Origin of the sequence: Lentzea sp. NPDC051213 (genome assembly GCF_044455585.1) — a bacterium.
Taxonomy (GTDB): domain Bacteria; phylum Actinomycetota; class Actinomycetes; order Mycobacteriales; family Pseudonocardiaceae; genus Lentzea.
Map to the genome: position 1 here is coordinate 436,648 of NZ_JBITEX010000001.1, position 19,688 is coordinate 456,335.

Annotated in this window: 13 protein-coding genes and 1 pseudogene; 6 read left to right on the forward strand and 8 right to left on the reverse strand. The window is 71.3% G+C overall.

All coding sequences use genetic code 11. The annotated features are described in order from the left end of the window. Positions 1-5: 5 nt before the first annotated feature. Positions 6-1,145 (forward strand): glycerate kinase, encoded by a 1,140-nt coding sequence (locus tag ACIA8G_RS02035; RefSeq protein WP_396416384.1) that lies wholly within the window; start codon positions 6-8, stop codon positions 1,143-1,145. On the opposite strand, the gene ACIA8G_RS02040 is transcribed toward ACIA8G_RS02035, so the two are convergent. Further along, positions 1,135-1,743 (reverse strand): hypothetical protein, encoded by a 609-nt coding sequence (locus tag ACIA8G_RS02040; RefSeq protein WP_396416385.1) that lies wholly within the window; start codon positions 1,741-1,743, stop codon positions 1,135-1,137. The two genes, ACIA8G_RS02035 and ACIA8G_RS02040, sit on opposite strands and share 11 nt — an antisense overlap. A 19-nt stretch (positions 1,744-1,762) precedes the next feature. Here ACIA8G_RS02040 and ACIA8G_RS02045 point away from each other — a divergent pair, with 19 nt between their 5' ends. After that, positions 1,763-1,921 carry a hypothetical protein gene (locus ACIA8G_RS02045; protein WP_396416386.1) on the forward strand — a complete coding sequence of 53 codons (159 nt, stop codon included), beginning with the start codon at positions 1,763-1,765 and terminating at the stop codon, positions 1,919-1,921. Here ACIA8G_RS02045 and ACIA8G_RS02050 read toward each other — a convergent pair. Continuing rightward, a complete protein-coding gene (locus ACIA8G_RS02050) occupies positions 1,872-3,239 on the reverse strand; it encodes an MFS transporter (protein ID WP_396416387.1) in 1,368 nt (455 codons plus the stop codon). The genes ACIA8G_RS02045 and ACIA8G_RS02050 overlap by 50 nt on opposite strands. Before the next feature lie 83 nt (positions 3,240-3,322). On the opposite strand from ACIA8G_RS02050, the gene ACIA8G_RS02055 reads away from it, so the two are divergent. The 3 genes and pseudogenes from ACIA8G_RS02055 to ACIA8G_RS02065 form a co-directional block, all read left to right on the forward strand. Further along, entirely contained in the window at positions 3,323-3,883 is a 561-nt protein-coding gene (locus ACIA8G_RS02055) for a TetR/AcrR family transcriptional regulator (protein WP_396416388.1), read from the forward strand. A 95-nt stretch (positions 3,884-3,978) separates the two neighbouring features. Continuing rightward, positions 3,979-4,899 (forward strand): ArsR/SmtB family transcription factor, encoded by a 921-nt coding sequence (locus ACIA8G_RS02060; protein ID WP_396416389.1) that lies wholly within the window; start codon positions 3,979-3,981, stop codon positions 4,897-4,899. Between the two features lie 681 nt (positions 4,900-5,580). Beyond that, positions 5,581-5,955, forward strand: a pseudogene (locus tag ACIA8G_RS02065) (BTAD domain-containing putative transcriptional regulator); the annotation flags it as partial. Positions 5,956-6,093: 138 nt separating this feature from the next. Here ACIA8G_RS02065 and ACIA8G_RS02070 read toward each other — a convergent pair. The 6 genes from ACIA8G_RS02070 to ACIA8G_RS02095 form a co-directional block, all read right to left on the reverse strand. Next, positions 6,094-7,896, reverse strand: a complete 1,803-nt coding sequence (locus tag ACIA8G_RS02070) for a hypothetical protein (protein WP_396416390.1) — start codon at positions 7,894-7,896, stop codon at positions 6,094-6,096. Continuing rightward, complete coding sequence (locus tag ACIA8G_RS02075; RefSeq protein WP_396416391.1) at positions 7,893-8,996, reverse strand: VWA domain-containing protein; 1,104 nt, start codon at positions 8,994-8,996, stop codon at positions 7,893-7,895. Before ACIA8G_RS02075 ends, ACIA8G_RS02070 begins: the two co-directional genes overlap by 4 nt. Further along, positions 8,993-11,251 (reverse strand): DUF5682 family protein, encoded by a 2,259-nt coding sequence (locus tag ACIA8G_RS02080; RefSeq protein ID WP_396416392.1) that lies wholly within the window; start codon positions 11,249-11,251, stop codon positions 8,993-8,995. The genes ACIA8G_RS02075 and ACIA8G_RS02080 overlap by 4 nt, the downstream gene beginning before the upstream one ends. Continuing rightward, positions 11,209-12,279, reverse strand: coding sequence for an AAA family ATPase (locus ACIA8G_RS02085; protein ID WP_396416393.1), 1,071 nt, complete (start codon positions 12,277-12,279; stop codon positions 11,209-11,211). The genes ACIA8G_RS02080 and ACIA8G_RS02085 overlap by 43 nt, the downstream gene beginning before the upstream one ends. Next, positions 12,276-15,818 carry a WGR and DUF4132 domain-containing protein gene (locus ACIA8G_RS02090; protein ID WP_396416394.1) on the reverse strand — a complete coding sequence of 1,181 codons (3,543 nt, stop codon included), beginning with the start codon at positions 15,816-15,818 and terminating at the stop codon, positions 12,276-12,278. The genes ACIA8G_RS02085 and ACIA8G_RS02090 overlap by 4 nt, the downstream gene beginning before the upstream one ends. A 118-nt stretch (positions 15,819-15,936) precedes the next feature. Beyond that, positions 15,937-19,239: a DUF4132 domain-containing protein gene (locus tag ACIA8G_RS02095; RefSeq protein ID WP_396417297.1), complete on the reverse strand. Its 3,303-nt coding sequence runs from the start codon at positions 19,237-19,239 to the stop codon at positions 15,937-15,939. On the opposite strand from ACIA8G_RS02095, the gene ACIA8G_RS02100 reads away from it, so the two are divergent. After that, positions 19,214-19,654 carry a hypothetical protein gene (locus tag ACIA8G_RS02100; protein ID WP_396417331.1) on the forward strand — a complete coding sequence of 147 codons (441 nt, stop codon included), beginning with the start codon at positions 19,214-19,216 and terminating at the stop codon, positions 19,652-19,654. The genes ACIA8G_RS02095 and ACIA8G_RS02100 overlap by 26 nt on opposite strands. Positions 19,655-19,688: the final 34 nt, after the last annotated feature.

The following is a 19,688-nucleotide window of genomic DNA, read 5'->3' on the forward strand; positions in this document are numbered from 1 at the left end:
GCATCATGCGTTTCCTGGTCGCCCCCAGCGGTTTCAAGGAGTCCCTCGACGCGTGCGCCGTGGCGGACGCCATCGCCCAAGGCATCTACCGCGTGGTGCCGGGTGCCGTGGTCGACAAGGTGCCGCTGGTCGACGGCGGCGAAGGCTCGGCCAAGGCACTCGCCGAGGCCACGGAGGGCACCCTGGTCCCGGTGCTCGTCACCGGCCCGACCGGCGAACCCGTGCCCTCCCACTTCGCCCTGCTGGGCGGCCCCGGTCCCCGCACCGCCGTCGTCGAGATGGCCGCGGCGGCTGGCTTGAGACTCGTTCCGAAGGACCACCGCGACCCGGCGCGCACCACCACGTATGGCGTCGGCGAACTCATCCGCGCCGCGCTCGACCACGGCGTCGACCGCATCCTCGTCGGCTGCGGCGACTCAGGCACGTCCGACGGCGGCGCCGGTGCGCTGCAAGCACTAGGCGCGCGCATCCTGGACGCGAACCGCGAGGAGATCGAACGCGGGGGAGCGGCGCTCGCCACCGCCCGCTCGCTGGATCTGTCCGAAATGGACCCGCGGCTCGACAAGGTGGAGATCACCATCGCGTGCAACCCGCACAACGTCCTGTGCGGAGAGCGCGGCGTGGCGCGGGTGTTCGGCCCGCAGAAGGGAGCGACCCCACGACAGGTCGAAGAACTCGCCTCAGCGCTGGACAACTGGGCGGAGCTGCTCGGCCAGGACACCGGGACCATCCCCGGCGGCGGTGCGTCCGGTGGGCTCGGCGCGGGCCTGTACGCGACGACGAACGCGGTCCTCGTCCCGCGGTTCGAGGTCATGCTGGAGCACTCCGACCTCGAGGCCCGCCTGCCGCACGCCGATCTCGTCATCACCGCGGAGGGCGCGATCGACGGCCAGACCCCGCACGGCAAGGTTCCGGCCGAGGTGGCGCGCAGGGCCAAGCGGCACGGCAAGCCCGTGATCGCGCTGGCCGGCACGATCGGCGCCGACGCCCGCGCGAACCTCGACGTCGGCATCGACGCCTACACCAGCATCATCGCCGCACCCGTCGCGCTGGACACCGCGATCGCGAAGACCGCGGAACTGCTCACCGACGCCACCGAAGGCACGCTGCGGCTCGTGCTCGTGGGTGCGGCCCTCACACGGTGACCGCGATCTCCGCACCGAGCTTGGCGCCGTCCAGCAGCTCGAGGTCGTCCCCGCTCCAGAACCGGCCGGGGTCGTACCAGTTGGGCCGGCGCTTCGGCAGCAAGCCCATCTCCTCGTAGGTGACCGCGACGATCTCCGCGCAGAACGCGCTCTCCAGCGAGGAGTCCTTGGGCCGCGCCGGAAGCCGCCCGCGCAGCCACCGCGAGGCGAGCTTCGCGGTCGACGGGAACGGCGTGCCGTCCAGCCGCGCGACCGAGCGCAGTGCCGCGTCCTCCATCTCGCGCGTCACCGCGTGGTCGAGCTGCCGCAGCCACACCCGCTGGTTGTACTTGTCGTGCCACGTCACCACGGCGTCGCGCAGGTCGTGCAGCTGGGCGCCGCGCTGGTGGCCGCCGGTCCACATGTCCTTCAAGGACTTGCCGAGCTCGGCGTGCCACATCAGCGGCGGCAGGTCGTCCAGCACGATCGCCATGCCGACGTGGTTGACGGGGCTGTTCGTCATGGCCTGGATCGCCCGGTCCGCGGCACTGCGCCCGCGGAACACCCACACGTCACCGGTGCGGGTCAGCTCGACGGCTTCGTCCAGTGTTATCGCCATAGCCGGATAGCCTAGGCACATGAAGCTCTGGAAGGTGATCGGACTGGCCGCGTTCGCGGGTGTCGCGGCGAGCGGCGCGCTGGTCGCCCGCAACCAGCGGCGCCGCGCCGCCTACACCCCGGACCAGGTCAGGGAGCGTCTGCACGAACGGCTGGCCGAGGCGTCGCGCTCGGAATGAGCCGGTAGGCCACGAGCGAGGCGACGGCGAGCAGCCCGGCCGCGACCAGCGCGGTGCCCTGCATCGCCTCGGTGAACGTGCCCGAGGCCGCCCACGCCGACAGCACGGTCCCGAGCACCGCGATGCCCAGCGCCGCGCCCAGTTCGTAGGCGGTCTCCGACACCGCCGAGGCCGCGCCCGCCTTGTTCGCCGGCACCGCGGACACCACCGCGTCCGTCGTCAGGGTGAGTGCCAGCCCCACGCCCGCACCCACGACCACCAGCGCCACCGCGATCGCGCCGTACTCGGCGGACGCACCGACGATCGCCAGCCCGGCCGCGCTCACCAGCAGCCCGAGCGCGATCGACCGGCCCATGCCCAGCCGTCGCACCACCGGCCCGATCAACGCGATCACGAGCATCCCGGCGATCCCGAGCGGCAGCTCCCGCAGCCCGGCCTCCAGCGGTGAGTAGCCCAGCACGTTCTGGAAGTACTGCGACAGGAAGAACACCAGGCCGGTCAACGCGAAGATCGCGATCATGCTCGCGCCCACCGCGCCGCTGAACGCCGGCTTGCGGAACAACGCCACGTCGATCATCGGGTGCGTGGATGCCTGCTGCCGCCGCACGAAGAGCCACAACCCGGCCACGCCAACGAGGCCGGCGGCCAGGCTGGTCCACGTGGGACCGACGAGGGCGACCTCCTTGATCGCGTACACCAGCGGGACCACGCCGACCGCTGACAGCAGGGCCGACACCAGATCGAACGGGCCGGGGGAGGGGTCGCGGGTCTCCGGCAGCCACCACGCGCCGAGCACGAGCAGCAGCGCCATCACCGGCAGGTTGATGATGAACACCGAGCCCCACCAGAAGTGCTCCAGCAGCACCCCGCCGACGAGCGGTCCCACCGCGGCGCCGGCCGTGGCCATCGCCGCCCACACCGCCACCGCCCGCGTGCGTTCGGCGGGATCGGTGAACAGGTTGCGGATGATCGACAGCGTCGACGGCATGATCGTCGCGCCCGCCACGCCGAGCAGCGCGCGGGCCACGATCAGCCAGCCCGCTGTCGGGGCGAACGCCGCCAGCAACGACGCTACGCCGAAGCCGAACGCGCCCGTGAGCAGCAGTTTCTTGCGGCCGATCCGGTCGCCGAGCGTGCCCATCGTGATGAGCAGGCCACCGAGCACGAACGAGTAGATGTCGCCGATCCACAGCACCTGAGTCGCTGACGGCGCCAGGTCGTGCTGCAACGCGGGCAGTGCCAGCGCCAGCACCGTGCCGTCTACGGCGATCAGCAACAACGCGAGCGCGAGCACGCTCAGCGCAGCCCACTTCCGCATGACTTCCCCCTTAGCCGACCATCTGGTCTGCAAATTAACATACCGTCTGGACGGTCGGCTAAGCAACCGATAGGTTGATCGCCATGCCCGGAGAACAGCGCAACGCGCCCCGAACTCGCCGTGAGCTGCTCGATGCGGCGGCGCGCGCGTTGATCGAGCACGGGCCTGGCGTCAGCCTCGACGCGGTGGCGCGGGTCGCGGGCGTCTCCAAGGGCGGTCTGCTGCACCACTTCCGCACCAAGCAGGCGTTGCTCACCGGCCTGATCGACGAGTGGTTCGGGCGCTACGACGTCATGGTCGAGAGCCTGCTCGAACCGGAGGGCACGCCGGGGCGCTGGGCCCGCGCGCACATCCGGGCCACGTTCGCGCCGGACGAGAACGACCTGTGGTCTCACCCATCTGTCGTAACCGCGTTGCTCGGTGTTCCCGAGGTGCAGCAACGCATCGACGCGGCGGCGGCCCGCTGGCGTCAGCAAACCGATTCCGACGGACTGCACCCGCAACGCGCCGACCTGATTTCGCGCGCACTCGATGGGGTGACGCTGGCGGATTTGCTGTGGCGTGGTCAGGAGACCGCGCAGGAGCGCGACAACACCCGTGACCTGCTGCTGAAGCTCACCGAGCAGACCGGGCCCCTGGTCTGAGTTTGTCCACCGATCGTTGTCAATCGGAACAGCACTGACACTGGACAACGAGATCTGCGTACCGTCGGAAGTGGTTGCACTCCGGGGGGAAGCACATGCCGATTGTGTTGTCCGAATCCGCGCCCAAGGGCCGCGGGCTCACTATTCTCTTCGAGTTGGAAGATCTGGCGCGCACCCGGTTCGCCTCGGCCCCGCTGCCGATGTACGAGCTGGTGTTCACGGTGCACAGCGGTAATTGGGACCGCCTGCTGCTGCCGCAGATCCGCCCTCTCGCCGAACTGGTCCGGCCGGGCCGGTTCATCCCGGACTTCTTCAACTCCGCGCGCCCCGACTTCGGCGAGGCCGTGCGCCAGGTCCTCGACGCCCCGGTCGCTCGGGTCCGCGACCAGATCGCCAGCATGCTCGGCACCACCTCGCCGTGGCTGCGGTCGTTCGCGGCCGGCACCCCGACCTCGCGCCAGGACCTGCGATCGGCGTTCCAGTCGGGCTTTCGCGACCTGCTCGAGCCGAACTGGCCGGAGACGCGCCAGGGGTTCGAGGCCGAGGTGCGGCTGCGGTCCAGCCAGGCGGTGTCGCGCGGGCTGGGAGACCTGCTCGGCAATCTGCACCCGTCGATCTCGTGGAACTCACCCGCGCTGCACGTCGAACTGGCGTGGGACACCGAGATCTCGTTGCGCGGCACCGGGATGCTCCTCGTGCCGGTGCTCAACGGGCTGACCCGCCCGGCGGTGTCGATGTTCGCCGAGCCGCAACCACTGCTGTTCTACCCCGTGGCGGCACCCCAGCCCAGTGGCGCGAGCCTCGAGCTGGCCCTCGGGCGCACCCGGACGCTGGTGCTGCGGGCGCTGACGTCCGAACGCACCACCACCGAGCTCGCCAAGCACGTCGGCATCAGCCTGCCCACCGCGTCGCAGCACGCGACCGCGTTGCGCACCGCCGGATTCGTCTCCACCCATCGCAACGGCCGGTCGGTCCGCCACCGCCTGACAAGACGTGGCTGGGAACTGCTGAACTGAACCTGGGAGGCCAGCATGACCGCGTTGCCGCGGTACCGCACCGACCCGAGTCCTCGCGCGCTGGCCACTCGCCTGCGGGCCCTGCTCACCGCCCAGGTTCCCGTCGCCTGCGGCGTCTACGCCGGTCTTTCCGCGCCCGGCCCTGCTTCCGCGTTGCACGCGCGGATCACCCACGCGATGGCATCGGCGTTCGTCGCGGGCACCTCCGCCGGCGTTCCCCGGTTCGAAGCCCCGCCGTCCGCCCAGCTGCGGCTGCTGACGGCGGCCAGCCGGGGCCGGCTCGACGGCCTCGGCACGGACATGACGGCGTTCCCGGCCGACCTCGCCTCCGAGCTGTGGTGGCAGGTGCACGAACGCTTGGCCGGCACGTCGGGTACCTCGGAACGCCGCGTGGCGTGCGATCTGTTGCTGCGCCTGGGTTATCCGCAACGCGCGGCGGTGGTGATCGGGCTGTCCCTGGTCGACGTGCGCAAGCACGTGCTCTCGCCGGAGCTGGCCGTCGAACAGCTCGCGGTGCTGCGGTGCCACCTGCCGCCCTCCGCGGTGGAGGTGATGGCGTTGCAGGGAGCCAGATCCGGGCTTCCTCCCGCGATCCGGCGGGAGCTGGCGTTGTTCGTGGTCTTCCGCAACGCGGCCCGCGGCGCCGATTCGGCGGCCCTGCTCGCCGGTGCGGCACTCGCGATGAAGGCCTCCTCGGAACTGGCGCACCAGGGTTTCGCCGGGACGCTGCAACGGGCCAGGCTGCACCGGGCCCTTGCCGCCGTTCCCTTTGTGCAGCGCGACATCGTGGAGACCCACCGGTCGCTCGGACGCGCCCTCGAATGCCTCACGTCCGTCGAGCCCGGCTCCGCCGAGATCGACCGGCTGGCGTGGGCCGACGAGGCCTACGCCCTGTACTGCCTGCTGGTGCGGACCCACCTCTCGGTCGGGCTGGCGGAACGGGCCGTCGGCTACACCGACGAACTCGTGCAGCTCAGCCCCGGCGACGACCGGACCTGGGCGTTGCGCGGCGACGCCCTGGCCGCGTGCGGCCGGCTGGAGGACGCGGTCGAGGCCTACGGCCACGGCGTGGCGCTGGGCGGCTGGGGTGCGGCGCGGGCCTCCTACCTCCGCGGTCACGTGCTGGAGCGGCTCGGAAGGGCGGCCGAAGCCGCCGAGGACTACGTGCTGTCGCAACGCATCGACCCCACCGCGTCAGCGAGCATCGGCGGTCACCAGCAGCCTGAGGTGCGCGGCGAGCCAGGTGCCCGAGGCAGGGGCGTCGGCGAACGCCGTGACGCGGCCGCCCGCCGTGCGCAGGCCCGTGCGCTGCAGGTCCGCGCCGACCTCGCGCACGCGGGCGAGCAGGCCGTTCGGCAGGTGGTCCAGGCCTCGATGCGCGGCCTCGGCTAGCACCTTGAGCGCGCTCTCGATCGCCGCGCTCAACGGATCCGCGGGCGTGCTGCCCGGCGGCAACGGTTGCGGGGCCGTGTCCTCGGCCAGATCGAGCACCACGACACCGGTCTCGGTGCGGACCGCGAGCGGGGTGACGATCAGCGTGCCGCGGTGCCTGCGGACGGCGCCGGTGATCGTCGTCGGACCGGCCCGCAACGCCGCGGCGAGCGCGTCCAGGGAGTGCGGCGCCACCGCCCGGTGCGTCGCTTCGAGCAGGCACGTCGTGGTGGCGTCGTGCAGGGTGGCCGTCAGGCGTTGGGCGGCGGGGTCGTAGGCCACGTCGGACACCTCGGTGACGCGGACCGCGCGGACCAGTTCGGCCTCGACCCTCGCCCGCACCTGACGCGGAGGTAACTCGGCCAGCAGCGCGGCGGCCGCGGCGAAGTCGTCGATCACCAACGCCTGCGGCAGCTGGTCCCAGGCCGTGCCCACCGGGGTCAGCGACGTCTTGGCGACCCTGCTGGTCTTCAGCGTCACCGCCCGGCTCGCGCTGCGGGTCGCCGCCTCCGACACGACGTTCGCGGCGGCGAGGCGCCGGCCGGTGCGCAGGGCGGTGTCGCGCTGGACGAGCACGACGTCGCCCGCGGCGAAGTAGACGTCGACCGTGTCCTCGGTGCGCAGCCGGGCGCCCAGCGCGGTGAGCCGGACCCTCCTCAGCGGCGTCTCCGCCGGTTCGTCCGGGCCCAGCACCTCGGCCCGCGGCCCGGTCGCGGTCGTCCGCGCGTGCAGCTCGGTCAGCAGCGCGGCGAACTGCTCTGCCTCGTAGTCGGCGCTTCTGCCGCGGTATGCGGTCAGCTGCGCCAGCAGATCGGTGATCACCGCGGCCGGCCAGTGCAGGCGCTGGGCGGACAGGTCGCGGTGCAGGCGCTGCCACGCGACGTCCAGCACCTCGCTCGCGTTCGTCGCGCCGTCGAGCAGCAGCTGGTCGAGCAGGTCGGTGACGGCGGTCAGATCCGTTGCGGTGGTGGGAGATCCGCCCACGTCGACGGTGTCCCCGGTGTGTTTGTCCGCCTCGCGGAACGCCCACACCGCCAGCGCCGTCGCTTCGTCGCGGTTGACCGCGTCCGTGTGGACGTAGGACAGATCACCGGGCACGAGGAACGTCACGGTGCACGTGGGCAGTTCCGCCTGCGCTGTCTGGTCTTCCGCGGTTGGGCGGCGGAGCTTGGCGCGGTAGCCGGCCTGCAGCGCCCTGCGGGCGCGGCGCAGCGTGCGTTCGCCCATCAGCGCGGCCAGGTCGTCTTCGGTCACCGTTCCCGGCGACCACAGCTCGGCCGGTGCGCTCGACTCCTCAGTTCGCTGGTAGGCGAGGACGACCGCGATGCGGTGCCGGCACACGCCCGCCGCGCCGCAGCTGCACCGCGCCGCGTCGAGGGTGGTGTTCGGCGGCAGCGTGGTCGTGGTGCCGTCCGGGAACTTGCCCTGAACGGCACCGGCCGGATCGGTGTCGAGCGCCGGGACGACACCCGCGTCGAGCTCCTTGACGGCCCGCTTGACCAGGCCGCGGTTGGCCAGCGCCGCGAGCGCGTCCGGGGTCAGTGCCAGCAGATCGGGTCTGGTCACTTGAGTTTCTCCGCAACGAATTCCGCCAGTTGGCCAGGGGTCATCGCGCCCACGTGGGCGCCGGCGTTCGCGAGGCGCTGCCCCAGCGCGCGGTCGTAGTCCGGGTTCGCCTCCTCGTCCAGCGCGGCCAGGCACAGGACGTGCGTTCCCTGCTCGCACAGGCCTTTCACCGTGCGGACCAGGTGCGGCTCGCTGCCGCCCTCGTAGAAGTCGCTGATGATCGCGACGATCGCGCGCCGGGGCGTGTCGACCAGGCCGGCCCCGTACGCGGTGGCCTTGGCGATGTCCGTGCCGCCGCCGAGCTGCACCTTCATCAGCAGGTCGACCGGGTCGGTCACGTCGAAGGTCAGGTCCACCACGTTGGTGTCGAAGGCGATCAGGTGCGTCTTGAGCCCCGGCAGCCCCCACAGGCAGGCCGCGGTGACCGCCGAGTGGATCACCGAGCTGACCATCGACCCCGACTGGTCCACGAGCAGGATCATCTGCCACTGCTCGACGTGCCGCTTGGTGCGCGAGACGAACTTCGGGTGCTCGATCGCGAGCTTGCGCTCCTCGGGCTGGTAGCGCTGGAGGTTCGCCCTGATGGTGGCCCGGAAGTCGAAGTTGCGCGAGTTGCGGTGGATGCTCGGGCGGCGCGACCTCGTGCCGCTGAAGGCTTGCCGGACCTCGGTCTTGAGCTTCTCCATCAGCTGCCGGACCACCGCATCGACGATTCTGCGCGCCAGCGCGAGCACCGCCGGGTTCATCAGGTGCTTCGTCCGCAGCACCGCGCGCAGCAACGCCGGGTTCGGCTCGATCCGTTGCAGCACTTCGATGTCCGTGACGATGTCGGTGATCTCGTACCGCTCGACCGCGTCCCGCTCCAGCCGTTCGACCGTCTCCCTGGGGAAGAGCTCGTGCACCTCGTCGAGCCAGTCGACGGTCTGCAGCACCGAGTCTTCGGTGCCGCCCTTGCGCACGCCGCGTTCGGCCAGCTCGGGATCGCGCCCGTAGAGCCACTCCAGGGCGGCGTCTCGCCGTGCCGCGTCACCCTGCGGCGTGCCGGCACACCGCGACGCGGGTTCGCCGAGGATCAGCCGCCAGCGTTCCAGGTCCGTCATGTCAGCCCGCCTTTCACCAGCAGGGCGTCGACGCGCCGTTCCACCGCCAGAGCCTCCGCCACGATCATCGGGTCGGTCGTGCCGAGCCGGGTGAGGCCCCTGGCGTCACCCCCGACGCCGCGGTGGGCGAGGACGGTGCCCGCGATGGTCTCCCGTTCCCTGGGCGGGAAGTAGCTGAAGGCGAGCCGCAACGCGGGCAGCGCCACCAGGAATTCCTCCTCGGTCATCGCGCTGACCAGCTCGTCCAGCACCCCGACCAGCTCGGGGCTCGCCAGCACCTCTTCGCGCGCGACCGCGAACAACCCGGCCAGCCAGTCGCCGAGTGCGTCGATGCCGCGCACCTTCCGCACGTCCGGCGTCGTGCCCAGCGCCCAGGCCAGCCCGAGCGCCGCGCCGCGCAGATCCGGTGGCGCCTGCCCGTCGTCGCTCACCCTGGTCGCGACCCCGGTGACGTCCGCGATGTCCAGCGACAGCGCGGACTTCGCGTGCAGCACCGCGTCCCTGGTCGCGGCCATCGCGCGGAGCCGGTCCGGATCCGCCGGCGCGGGGCCGCCGTGCAGCCCCTCGACGAGCCACAGCACCCTGGCCGTGCCCGCGTCGATCACCGCGCCCAGCAGCGGATCCTTCGCCGTGCCGAACAACCGGTCGTGCCGCCACAGCCCGAGCACCCCGCTCAGCACCTGCCCCAGTGCCCCGAGATCGCCCGTCTCCCTGACGCCCTCGTCGAGGGTCTGCTTGAGCCTGCCGGACAACGTCGTGATCCCGCACAGCACCGCGTCGAACAGCAGCCCGGACTGCTCTTGGAGCTGTGCCTGCCGGGCCCGGCGTTCGAGCGCCACCCCGGCCGCCTCCTCCAGCGTGGCACCGTTCTCGGCGGCCTCGATCAACGCCGCCAGCCGCTCATCGGCGGGCCGCAGCACCCACTCCTCGTCCAGCCGCGGTTGTGCGCCCCCGGACGGCCCGCTCGTGCGCTCGAAACCGGGAATCCCCAGCACCCGCAGCCGATGCAGAATCCTGCTGCGCTCCAACGACTCCGGGTCCGTGAGGTCGAGCGCGATCTTGCCCTCGTGGTCGAGACCATGTGCCCGCAGCAGTTCCTGCACGGCGTTGACCAGCGGTGGCGCCGGCGTGGCCGGGTGCAGCCGGCCGACCCTGTCACCCCGCAGCGCCCCGATCATCTCCACGAGCGCCGGGTGCGCGCCGGGTTGCAACGTGCCGCGCCGCGTCCACGGCGGCGGCTGCGTCAGGTCCTCGGAGATCAAGGCGCTGGTCAGCCCGTCCAGCACGTCCGTGCGCGCCAGGCTTTCGTGCCCGCGCAACCGCGCCAGCGCTCCGGCCTGGGTGTGTGCCGCGATCAGGTCCGCCGTCGACACGGGCTGGTTCTTCCCGCGCAGCCGCGTCGCGACCGACTCGATCAACCAGTCCGCCGCCCGCTGCGACCCGTTCTCCCACACCTGCTGGTAGTAGCCGGGCGACGGCATGCCCGACTGGTATCCGGTGAACGCGTCCAGCCGCGCGTGCGAGTACGGCACGAGGTAGCTAGCGCCTCCGTCCCGCTCCGGTACCTCCGGCCAGCTCGTGCTTTCTGCCGGGCCGTCGGCGAGTTTGGCCTCGAGAGCGGGCGTGTGGAACCCGCCGGTGACGACCACGACCGGCCGGTCGCCGGCATCCGCAACGGCCGCCCGCACCCAGCTCGCCATGTACTCCTCGCGGGCCGCGTCCCCGTCGTCCGCGGTGGCCGTGCCGCGCAGCAGGTCGAAGTACTCGGCCAGCGCCGTCGGCTCCGGCTCGCTCTCGAAGAGGTGGTCCCACAGCACGTCGACGTTGTCGACCGCGAACTCGCGGCACAACCGCTCGACCACCTCGGTGTAGCGCAGCTCCGCGTCCGCGTACCGGTTGCTGACGTCGTGGAACGCCTCGTGCCACGCGGGCAGGTCGATGAACCTGACCTCCGCGTGGTGCCGGCGCGCCTCGGTGATCGCCACCCACTCCGGCGAGTAGTCGCAGAACGGCGTCCACGAGGCGTGCCGGTCGGAGTAGCTGAACAACGCGACCGGCAGCTCGTGGCCCAGCAGCAACTCGTCGATGCGCTCGTTGAAGTCGGCCGGGCCTTCGATCAGCACGTATGCCGGTCTGTGCTCCGCGATGGTGGCGGCGACCAGCCGGGCACAGGCGGGACTGTGGTGCCGGACGCCGACGAACACGGCCCCCATCAGCCGGGCAGCAGGTGCCGGGCCTGGTGCAGCGCCTGCCACTGCTTGCCCTTCCGGCGCGCCGCGTGCTGCTCCAGGTACCGCCGCACGCGCGCGAGGTCCTCCGCGTTGTCCTTGGCCGCCGTCCCCGCCAGGCACTCGACGACGTCGGCCGCGGTGCCCACCTCACCCCGCAGGAACCACCCGCGTAGCCCCACGGCGTGCGCCACCGACACCGCCTCCGCGGTGCTCATGACCGTGGTGAGCCGGTCGTTGCCGTCCCGCAGGTCGCGGAACGTCCGCACGAGCACCTCCAGCACGTCCCGCTTCGGTGCGAGCTCGACGCCCGAGCGTTCCAGCAGCTTCGCGGCCTCCTGCTCGACCAGCGCGAGCTCGGTCTCGAAGTCCGCGATCGGGAACACCGTCTCGAAGTTGAACCGCCGCTTCAACGCCGCGCTCATCTCGTTGACGCCGCGGTCCCGCGTGTTCGCCGTGGCGATGATGTTGAACCCGTCCTGCGCGAACACCATGCCGTCCGCGCCGTTCAGCTCGCCGATCGCCATGACCCGATCGGACAGCAGCGACAGCAGGCAGTCCTGCACCTCCAACGGGCAGCGCGTGATCTCCTCGAACCGCACGACCTTGCCCTCGGTCATGCCCCGCAGCATCGGCGCCGGGACGAGCGACCGCGGCGACGGCCCTTCGGCCACCAGCAACGCGTAGTTCCACGAGTACTTGATCTGGTCCTCGGTGGTCGCCGCCCCGCCCTGGACGGTGAGCGTCGACTCGCCGCTGACCGCCGCGGCGATCAGTTCGGACAGCAGCGACTTGGCCGTGCCAGGCTCGCCGACGAGCATCAGCCCGCGACTGGTGGCCAGCGTGACCAGCGCTCTGTCCACAAGGGACGGATCGCCGACGAACTTCTTGGCGATGCCGCGTTTCTCGTCGCCCACCACGAACCGGCGCGCGGCTTCGAGGCTCAACGCCCAGCCGGGTGGCTTGGGCGCGGTGTCCGAGTCGCGGAGCCGGGCGAGCTCGTCGGCGTAGCGGACCTCCGCCGGCGGGCGCTGCATCGTCTGGGTGCTGGTCATGGGTGCAGGGACTCCAGTTCGGCGAGGAGCTCGGAGGTCGTGATCGGGTCGACGTCGTAGGTGGGCGGGGCGTCCTTCGGGGCGGACCAGGCGCCGCGACCGGTGGGCGAGAACCACACGCTGGTGAAGGTGATCTCGGGGTACTCGTCGACCAGTCCGATGGCGATGCCGGGGTCGAGCCGGGCGATGAGCGCGGCGCCGTCCGGGAACGGGCGGGTGATCCAGCACTCGACGCCGGCGTCCTGCGGTTCGCCGCGGACCCAGCCCTTCTTGGTGAGGCCGAGGATCTTGCCGAACGGATAGGGGGTGTCGCAGTACTTCGAGATCCGGGCGAGCAGGTCCTCGCCGGGCGCCAGCAGGTGCAGCGGGCGGGTCAGCTGGCCGAACGGCTGGAGGATCTCGTAGTCGGCGAAGACCTCACCCCAGGCTCCGATCGTGTCCTGGAGGTCCGCCGGGTGGGCCACGCGGACGGTGGCGTTCTCGGCGAGGATGAGCGCGTCGTCGCTGGACGTGGCAAGGGTGCGGTCTTCGGCCAGGCGGAAGGAGACGCCCTCGTCGGTGACCCACACCAGGCGGCGGACCAGATGCCAGTGCAACGGGTGAGCGGCGAGAACCGTCTGGAACTCCTCGGCGGTCCACACACGCCGGCCGACCATGGCCCGTTCGAGGCGCTGGATCTGGTCGGACGCGATGGTCCGGACGTCCTTCTTCAACGCCATGAACCGCTTGTGCTCCAGCGGTGCGAGGTCCTGGTCGTCCTTGGCGCCGGGCTTCGGCAGGTCCTTGCGGCGCTTGCCGTCCGGGTCGAGGACGTAGGGCTTGAGCTGCTCGTCGAAGCCCACGGTGAACTGGCGCGGACCGTAGTCGATCACCAGGGTCGCGGCGTCGTCCAGGCCGAGGCGGGGGACGAGGCGGTCCGACAACTGATCAGGCGACAGGCCCAGCTCGGCGGCGATCTGGGCGATCTTCTCCTGGGCGCGGGCCTTGAGGCCCTGGAACGACACCTTCTCGGCGATGCTGTTCAGGTGCGACAGGGCGACCTCGGTGCCGATGTCGGCGAGGACGTCGAGGCCCGTGACGGCTCTGGCGTGCTGGCTCTCGCCCGGCCAGTTGCGGATCAGCGGAGAGAGGGCGCGAACCGTGGAGTCGTCGCCGAACCAGCTCAGCGCGGTTAGCGCCCAGCCTTCCTTCGACGGCCCGCCGGCCTGCTGCCAGGCCTGGAAAACGGCCCACGCGAAGTCCGCCAGCGAACCGGGATCCAGCGCCTCGCGGGCCACCGGCAGCCCGGCGTAGACCTCACCCGGCTTGGACAGGGCGGCCGTCATCAGCAGATAAGCGGCGGCTTCGGGGGACAGGGCGTGCTTGCGGTCGCGCAGCAGGACCTGGGGCAGCAGGCGGGTGTCGGCCCACTCGCCGATCACCGGCAGCTTCGCGGGCAGCACGTCGATCGGGTCGACCGACAGCACGACGTCGATCGCGGCTTCCGCGCCACAGGACCTGGCGAGAGCGCCCACGTCCACGCCGATGCCCTGCAGGTGGCGCAAGGCACCTTCGGCGTTGCGGCGAGCGGCGCCCGCCTTGCCCGCGGCCGCGGGGATGAGGAGGCCGGCCGCCCGCTCGCGGTGCCGCGCCAGCCACTCGACGGCCCAGCGCCGGGGCTGCTTGGTCCTGGCCAGCCAGTCGGCCATCACGGCCGCCACCTCGGCGGTGGCGAAAGGCAGCAGCATCCCGCCGTTCGTCGCGGGGCCGGCCTGGGCCATCAGCACGAGCGGGGGCACGACGTCGACGCCGAACTTGGCGGCGAGCCGCCTGCCCCAGTTCTCGACGCGGTAGTGGTAGGCCGGCTGCCAGTCCGCCAGCAGGTGCCGCACCTCGTCCGCGGGAGCGAGGAGGAACAGATCGTTGTCGTAGTGGGAGATGGTGCCCTCGTGGTAGTCCACGAGCAGCTTCCGCCAGTCGAGGTGGTCCGAGAGCCAGACTTCGCCGTACTCGAGCCACTGCTCCTGCTCGCCCGGCTCCCACACGACGGTCGCCCTGGGAAGCGGGAGATCGGCCACCACGACGGGTTTCGGCGCCGGGCGGCGATGCAGCCACGGCGGTGCCGCCAGCAGCGGCGGCAGCTGATCCGCCTGAGCCTCGGGGAAGGTCTCCCCCTCGGACTCGGCGAGCACCGCGGCCACCTCGGCGGACACGGTGAAGGACGGGTTCGACAGCAGGTGCGCCTGCAGGAGCTGCCGGACCTGGTCGCCGGACGACACGCGCTCGGCCAGCAACCGGAGGGCCCGCACCGGGAACGCCGCCATCGCGGACAGCACCGCCGGGCGCACGTACCTGTCGTCCAGCCGGTCGAGCAGGATCGTGAACGCCTCGTCGGTCGGTAACGCCGCGAGCACCTTCAGCACCAGCTTGCGGCTGTCCGCGGTCTGGTAGCGGTCGAGCTCGTTCGCGAGCAACGGCGCGATGTCCGGACCCAGCACGTACAGCGCCGTGTACAGGATGAAGGGCGAACCGGTCAGCGGGTGATGGGCGAGCTCGTAGTCCTTGAAGCTGCTGGCACTGCACGGCAGCATCCACCACTGGTTGTGCGTGTACGACTGCAGGCACGCCTTGTCGAACCAGTCCGCCCGCGCGGGCACCAGGTACGTCCGCATCTCCTTCACCGCGGGCGTCGTGGCCAGGCCGGCCAGCGCGGTCTCCGCGGCCTCGCGTGACGCGTCGTCCGCGACCGCGATCGCGTATCGGACAGCGGTGAGCATCCGGCCTTCCGGCTCGTTGACCGACGTCTGGAGGTGGTCGCGCCGGGGCCGCAGGTGGACGTTGGTCCAGTCACCCCGCCGGTCGTTCCACTCCTTCGAGAAGGTCAGTCCCAGGTACTCGCCGATCGCGGCGGCGGCGAAGGCGAGCCCGTGGTCGGCGATCCAGGCGTGCACCGACGACAGCCCGGACGACGTGATGGCCGCGATAGCCGCCGCGCCAACAGGATTCGGCTTCCCGGCGAGGTGCTCGCGCGCCGCGCTCACCAGCTCCGCCTTCGAGCCCTTGGTGGTCAGCGCTCGTTCGATCTCGTCGGCCTGCTCGACGACCTGCTGCCGGGCCTGGGCGGCCAGCGCGGCGTCCACCGCGAACTCCGGTGCCGGGTCGAACCCGCGCTGCCGCACCACGTCGCGCAGCCACGCCTTGGGCATGACCCAGGTGTCCTCGTCCAGGACAGCAGGAGCGGCCTTCTTGGCTGCGGCCTTCTTCCTGACGAGGGGTCTCTCCGCGGCCGGCTGTGCCACGGTGGGCTGTTCTGCGGCGGGCTGTTCTGCGGTGGTCTGCTCCGCAGACCCAGCGGAGCCGACCTCGATGTAGCCCTTCTTCTCCTTCTCCGCCACCAGCTTCGCGACGTGCGCCTGTGCGGCCTCCGCGGAGGCGAGCTCCTTGGTCTGGGTCTGCCCGGCCGTGTCCAGCCGTCCGAACCGGACGGTCACGGTGGCACCGTCCTGGCCGATCTCCCAGAACTTCGCCGAGCCACTCGCGACGAGCTCCCACCTGCGCACTGCCGTACCTCCAGGGGTCGGATTCGGAAGTTGATGTGTGCACGGACCGTACTCACGAGGTCTGACAATTTCTTATGGTCAGCTTAAAAAGCAGGTCAGATCCCCGTGCCGGGGCGACCTACGGGTGCAGGGACTCCAGTTCGGAGAGGAGCTCGGAGGCCGTGATCGGGTCCACTTCGGTCGTGTCCGGCCGGTCCTTCGGGGCGGTCCAGTAGCCGTGGCCGCTGGCGGAGAACCACAGTTCGACGAACTTGACCTCCGGGAAGATGTCGACGGCGCCCACCGCGATGCCGGGGTCCAGCGCGGCGACGAGAGCGCCGCCGTTCGGGAACGGGCGGGTGATCCAGCACTCCACGCCGCCGTCCTGAGGTTCGCCGCGGACCCAGCCCTTCTTGGTGAGGCCGAGGACCTTGCCGATCGGGTACAGGACATCGCGGTACTTCGCCAGCTGCGGCAGGAGGTCCTCCTCCGGCGGCACGACGTGCAACGGGCGGCCCAGCTGCGGGAACGGTTGCAGGATCTCGTAGTCGGCGAACACCTCGCCCCACGCCTCCAGGCTGGCCTGGAGATCGACCGGGTGGGCCACGCGGACGGTGGCCTCGGCGGGGAGGGTGATCTCGTCGTCGCTCGCGTTGGCGAGGGTTCGGTCTTCGGCCAGGCGGAAGGACAGACCTTCGTCGGTGATCCAGACCAGGCGGCGGACGATGTGCCAGAGCAAGGGATGCGCGGCCAGGACCGTGTGGAACTCGGTCGCGGTCCAGGCGCGCTGGTCGACCATGGCCCGTTCGAGGCGGTGGATCTGGTCGGACGCGACAGCGCGAACGTCTTTCTTCAACGCCGTGAACCGCTTGTGCTCCAGCGGCGCGAGGTCCTGATCGTCCTTGGCGCCGGGCTTGGGGAGATCCTTGCGCCGCTTGCCGTCCGGGTCGAGGACGTAGGGTTTGAGCTGCTCGTCGAAGCCCACGGTGAATTTGCGCGGGCCGTAATCGATCACCAGCGAGGCTTCGTCGTCGAGACCCAGGCGGGGGACCAGACGGTCTGCGAGCTGGTCGCGGGACAGGCCCAGTTCGGCGGCGATCTGGGACACCTTCTCCTGGGCGCGCGTCTTGAGGCCCTTGAACTTCACCTTCTCCGCGATGCTGTTGAGGTGCGAGAGGGCGACCTCGGTGCCGATGTCCGCCAGGACGTCCAGACCCGCCACGGCCCTGGCGTGCTGGCTCTCGCCAGGCCAGGTGCGGATCAGCGGCGACAGCGCGCGGACTGTGGAGTCGTCGCCGAACCAGCCCAGCGCGGCCAGCGCCCAGCTCTCCTTCGACGGCGCGCCGATCTCCAGCCAGCGCTGGAACACGGCCCACGCGAACGCTGCCAGCGAGCCGGCGTCGAGCGCTTCGCGGGCACGGGGCAACCCGGCGTACACGTCGCCGGGCTTGGACAGCGCGGCGGTCATCAGCAGGTGCCGGGCGGCCTCGGGCGACAGCGCGGACCTGCGGCCGCTCAGCAGGACCTGGGGCAGCATGCGGGTGTCGGCCCACTCGCCGATCGCGGGCAACCTGGCGGGCAGCACGTCGGCCGGGTCGACCTCCAGCAAGGTCTGCAGGGCGGCTGCCGCCGTGGCGTTCTTGGTGAGCGCGACAACGTCCACGCCCATGCCGTGCAGGTAGCGGAGCGCGGTCTCGGCGTTGCGGCGTTCGGCCCCCGGCTTGCCCAGCGCGGCGGGGATGAGGAAGCGGGCGGCCATCTCGCGGTGCCGGGCCAGCCAGTCCAGCGCCACCTTGCGCACCTGCTTGAGACGCACGAGCCAGTCCGCCATCAGCGTCGCCACTTCGGGCGTGGCGAACGGAAGCACGATCACGGCGGCGTTCGCGTTCGACTCGACGACGTGCAGCAGGGGCCGGAGCGCGTCGAAACCGAACCGCGCGGCCAGGCGCTTGCCCGACGACTCGGCGCTCCAACTCAGGTTGGGCTCCCAGCCAGCCAGCAGATGCCGCACCTCGTCCTCGGGCGCCAGGGTGAGCAGGTCGGTCATGCGGTAGCCGATCCGGCCGGCTTTGTACTCCGACAACAGGTGCTGCCACTTCACGTGAGTGTTCCAGTGGCCCGCCGTCAGCCACTCCTCCCGCTCACCCGGCTCCCACACGATCGACGTGCCGGGCACGGGAAGATCCGGCACCACCACCGGCTTCACGGGCGGCTTCCGCTGCACCCACGGCGGCGAGGCCAGCAACGGCGGCAACTCCTCCGCTGACGCCTCCGGCACCCTCTCGGAGTCGGTCGAGGTGAACCCCGCCGGCACTTCCAGGTGCGGATGAGACCGCAGGTGCACGCTCAGCAGCTGACGCAGATCGTCGTTCCTGGACACGCGCCCGGCCAGCAGCCGGGCCGCCCGCGCCGGGAACGCCGCCATCGCCGACAGCAGCGCCGGGCGCACGTACTTGCTGTCCAGCCGGTCGAGCAGGATGGTGAACGCCTCGTCGGTCGGCAGCGCCGCGAGCACCTTCAGCACCTGCTTGCGGCCGTCCGCCCGCTGGTACTGGCGGTCGAGCTCCTCCGCCAGCAACGGCGCGACGGCCGGGCCCAGCACGTACGCCGCCGTGTGCAGAACAAGAGCACTGTTGGTCAACGACGACTGGGCGTTCACGAACTCGTCGTAGTTGCTGGCACTGCACGGCAACATCCACCACCGGCTCGACGAGTGCGACTGCCGGCACGCCTCGTCGAACCAGTCGTCGCGGGAAGGCACCAGGAACGCCCGCATCACCGCCGCATTGGGCGTGTTCAACGTGGCAAGCGCGGCTTCCGCAGCCTCGCGCTCGGCGTCGTCCGCGACGGCCAGGGCGTAGCGGACCGCCGTGAGCAGCTGGCCCTCCGCACTGCCGGCGTTCAGGTGCATGTGGCCGGGATGGCGGTGCAGGTGGGCTTCACTCCACTTCTGCTGCTGCGGAATCCACTTGGCGGAGGAGGTCATCACGATGCCCTCGACCACCGCCACCACCGCGAACGCCAGCCCGTGGTCGGCTATCCAGGCGTGCACCGACGACAGGTCGCGGGTCGTCATGGCCGCGATCGCCGCTGCGCCAACTGGATTCGGCTGGCCGGCTAGGTGGTTTCGTGCGGCCTGCACGAAGTCCGGGTTGGAGTCCGGTTCGGACAGCACCCGGTTGATTGTGGCGATTTGGCTGGTTGCACGTTGGCGTGCCTCGGCTGCCTTCTCCTGGTCCACGGCGAATGCCGGTGCCGGGTTGAAGCCGCGCTGCCGGACCACGTCTCGCAGCCAGGCCTTGGGGATCGCCCAGGTGTTCTCGTCCGGGACGAGGGGAGGGGTGGTGGGGTTTTCGGCGGCGGGGACGGTGGTGGGGTGGTCGACGGCGGGCTGGTTGGCGGCGGGCTTTTCGGGGGTGGGGGCAGCGGAAGGCTGTGACACGGCGGGATTTTCGGCGGCGGTAGGCGCCGTCGACGCGGGCGACGCGGGCGATGCGGGGGATGCGGGCGACGTGGCCGACGCGGGCGACGCGGTAGGCGTGGCCGACGCGGGCGACGCGGTAGGCGTGGCCGACGCGGGCGACGCGGTAGACGTGGCCGACGTCGACGGCGTGGGCGGCGAGGTGGACGTGGTCGGCGCGGTCGGCGCGGTGGAGGTGGACGTGGGCGACGTGGCGGACGTGGGCGACGCTGTGGACGTGGACGACGTGGACGACGTGGACGACGTGGTCGATGCGGTGGACGTAGTCGGCGCGGGCGGAGCGGTGGACGCGGTGGATGCGGGCGGCACGGTGGACGTGGGCGACGTGGGCGACGTGGTCGACGCGATCAACGCAGCCGTGCCGACGGAGCTGTAGCCCTTCTTCTCCTTCTCCGCCACCAGTTTCGCGA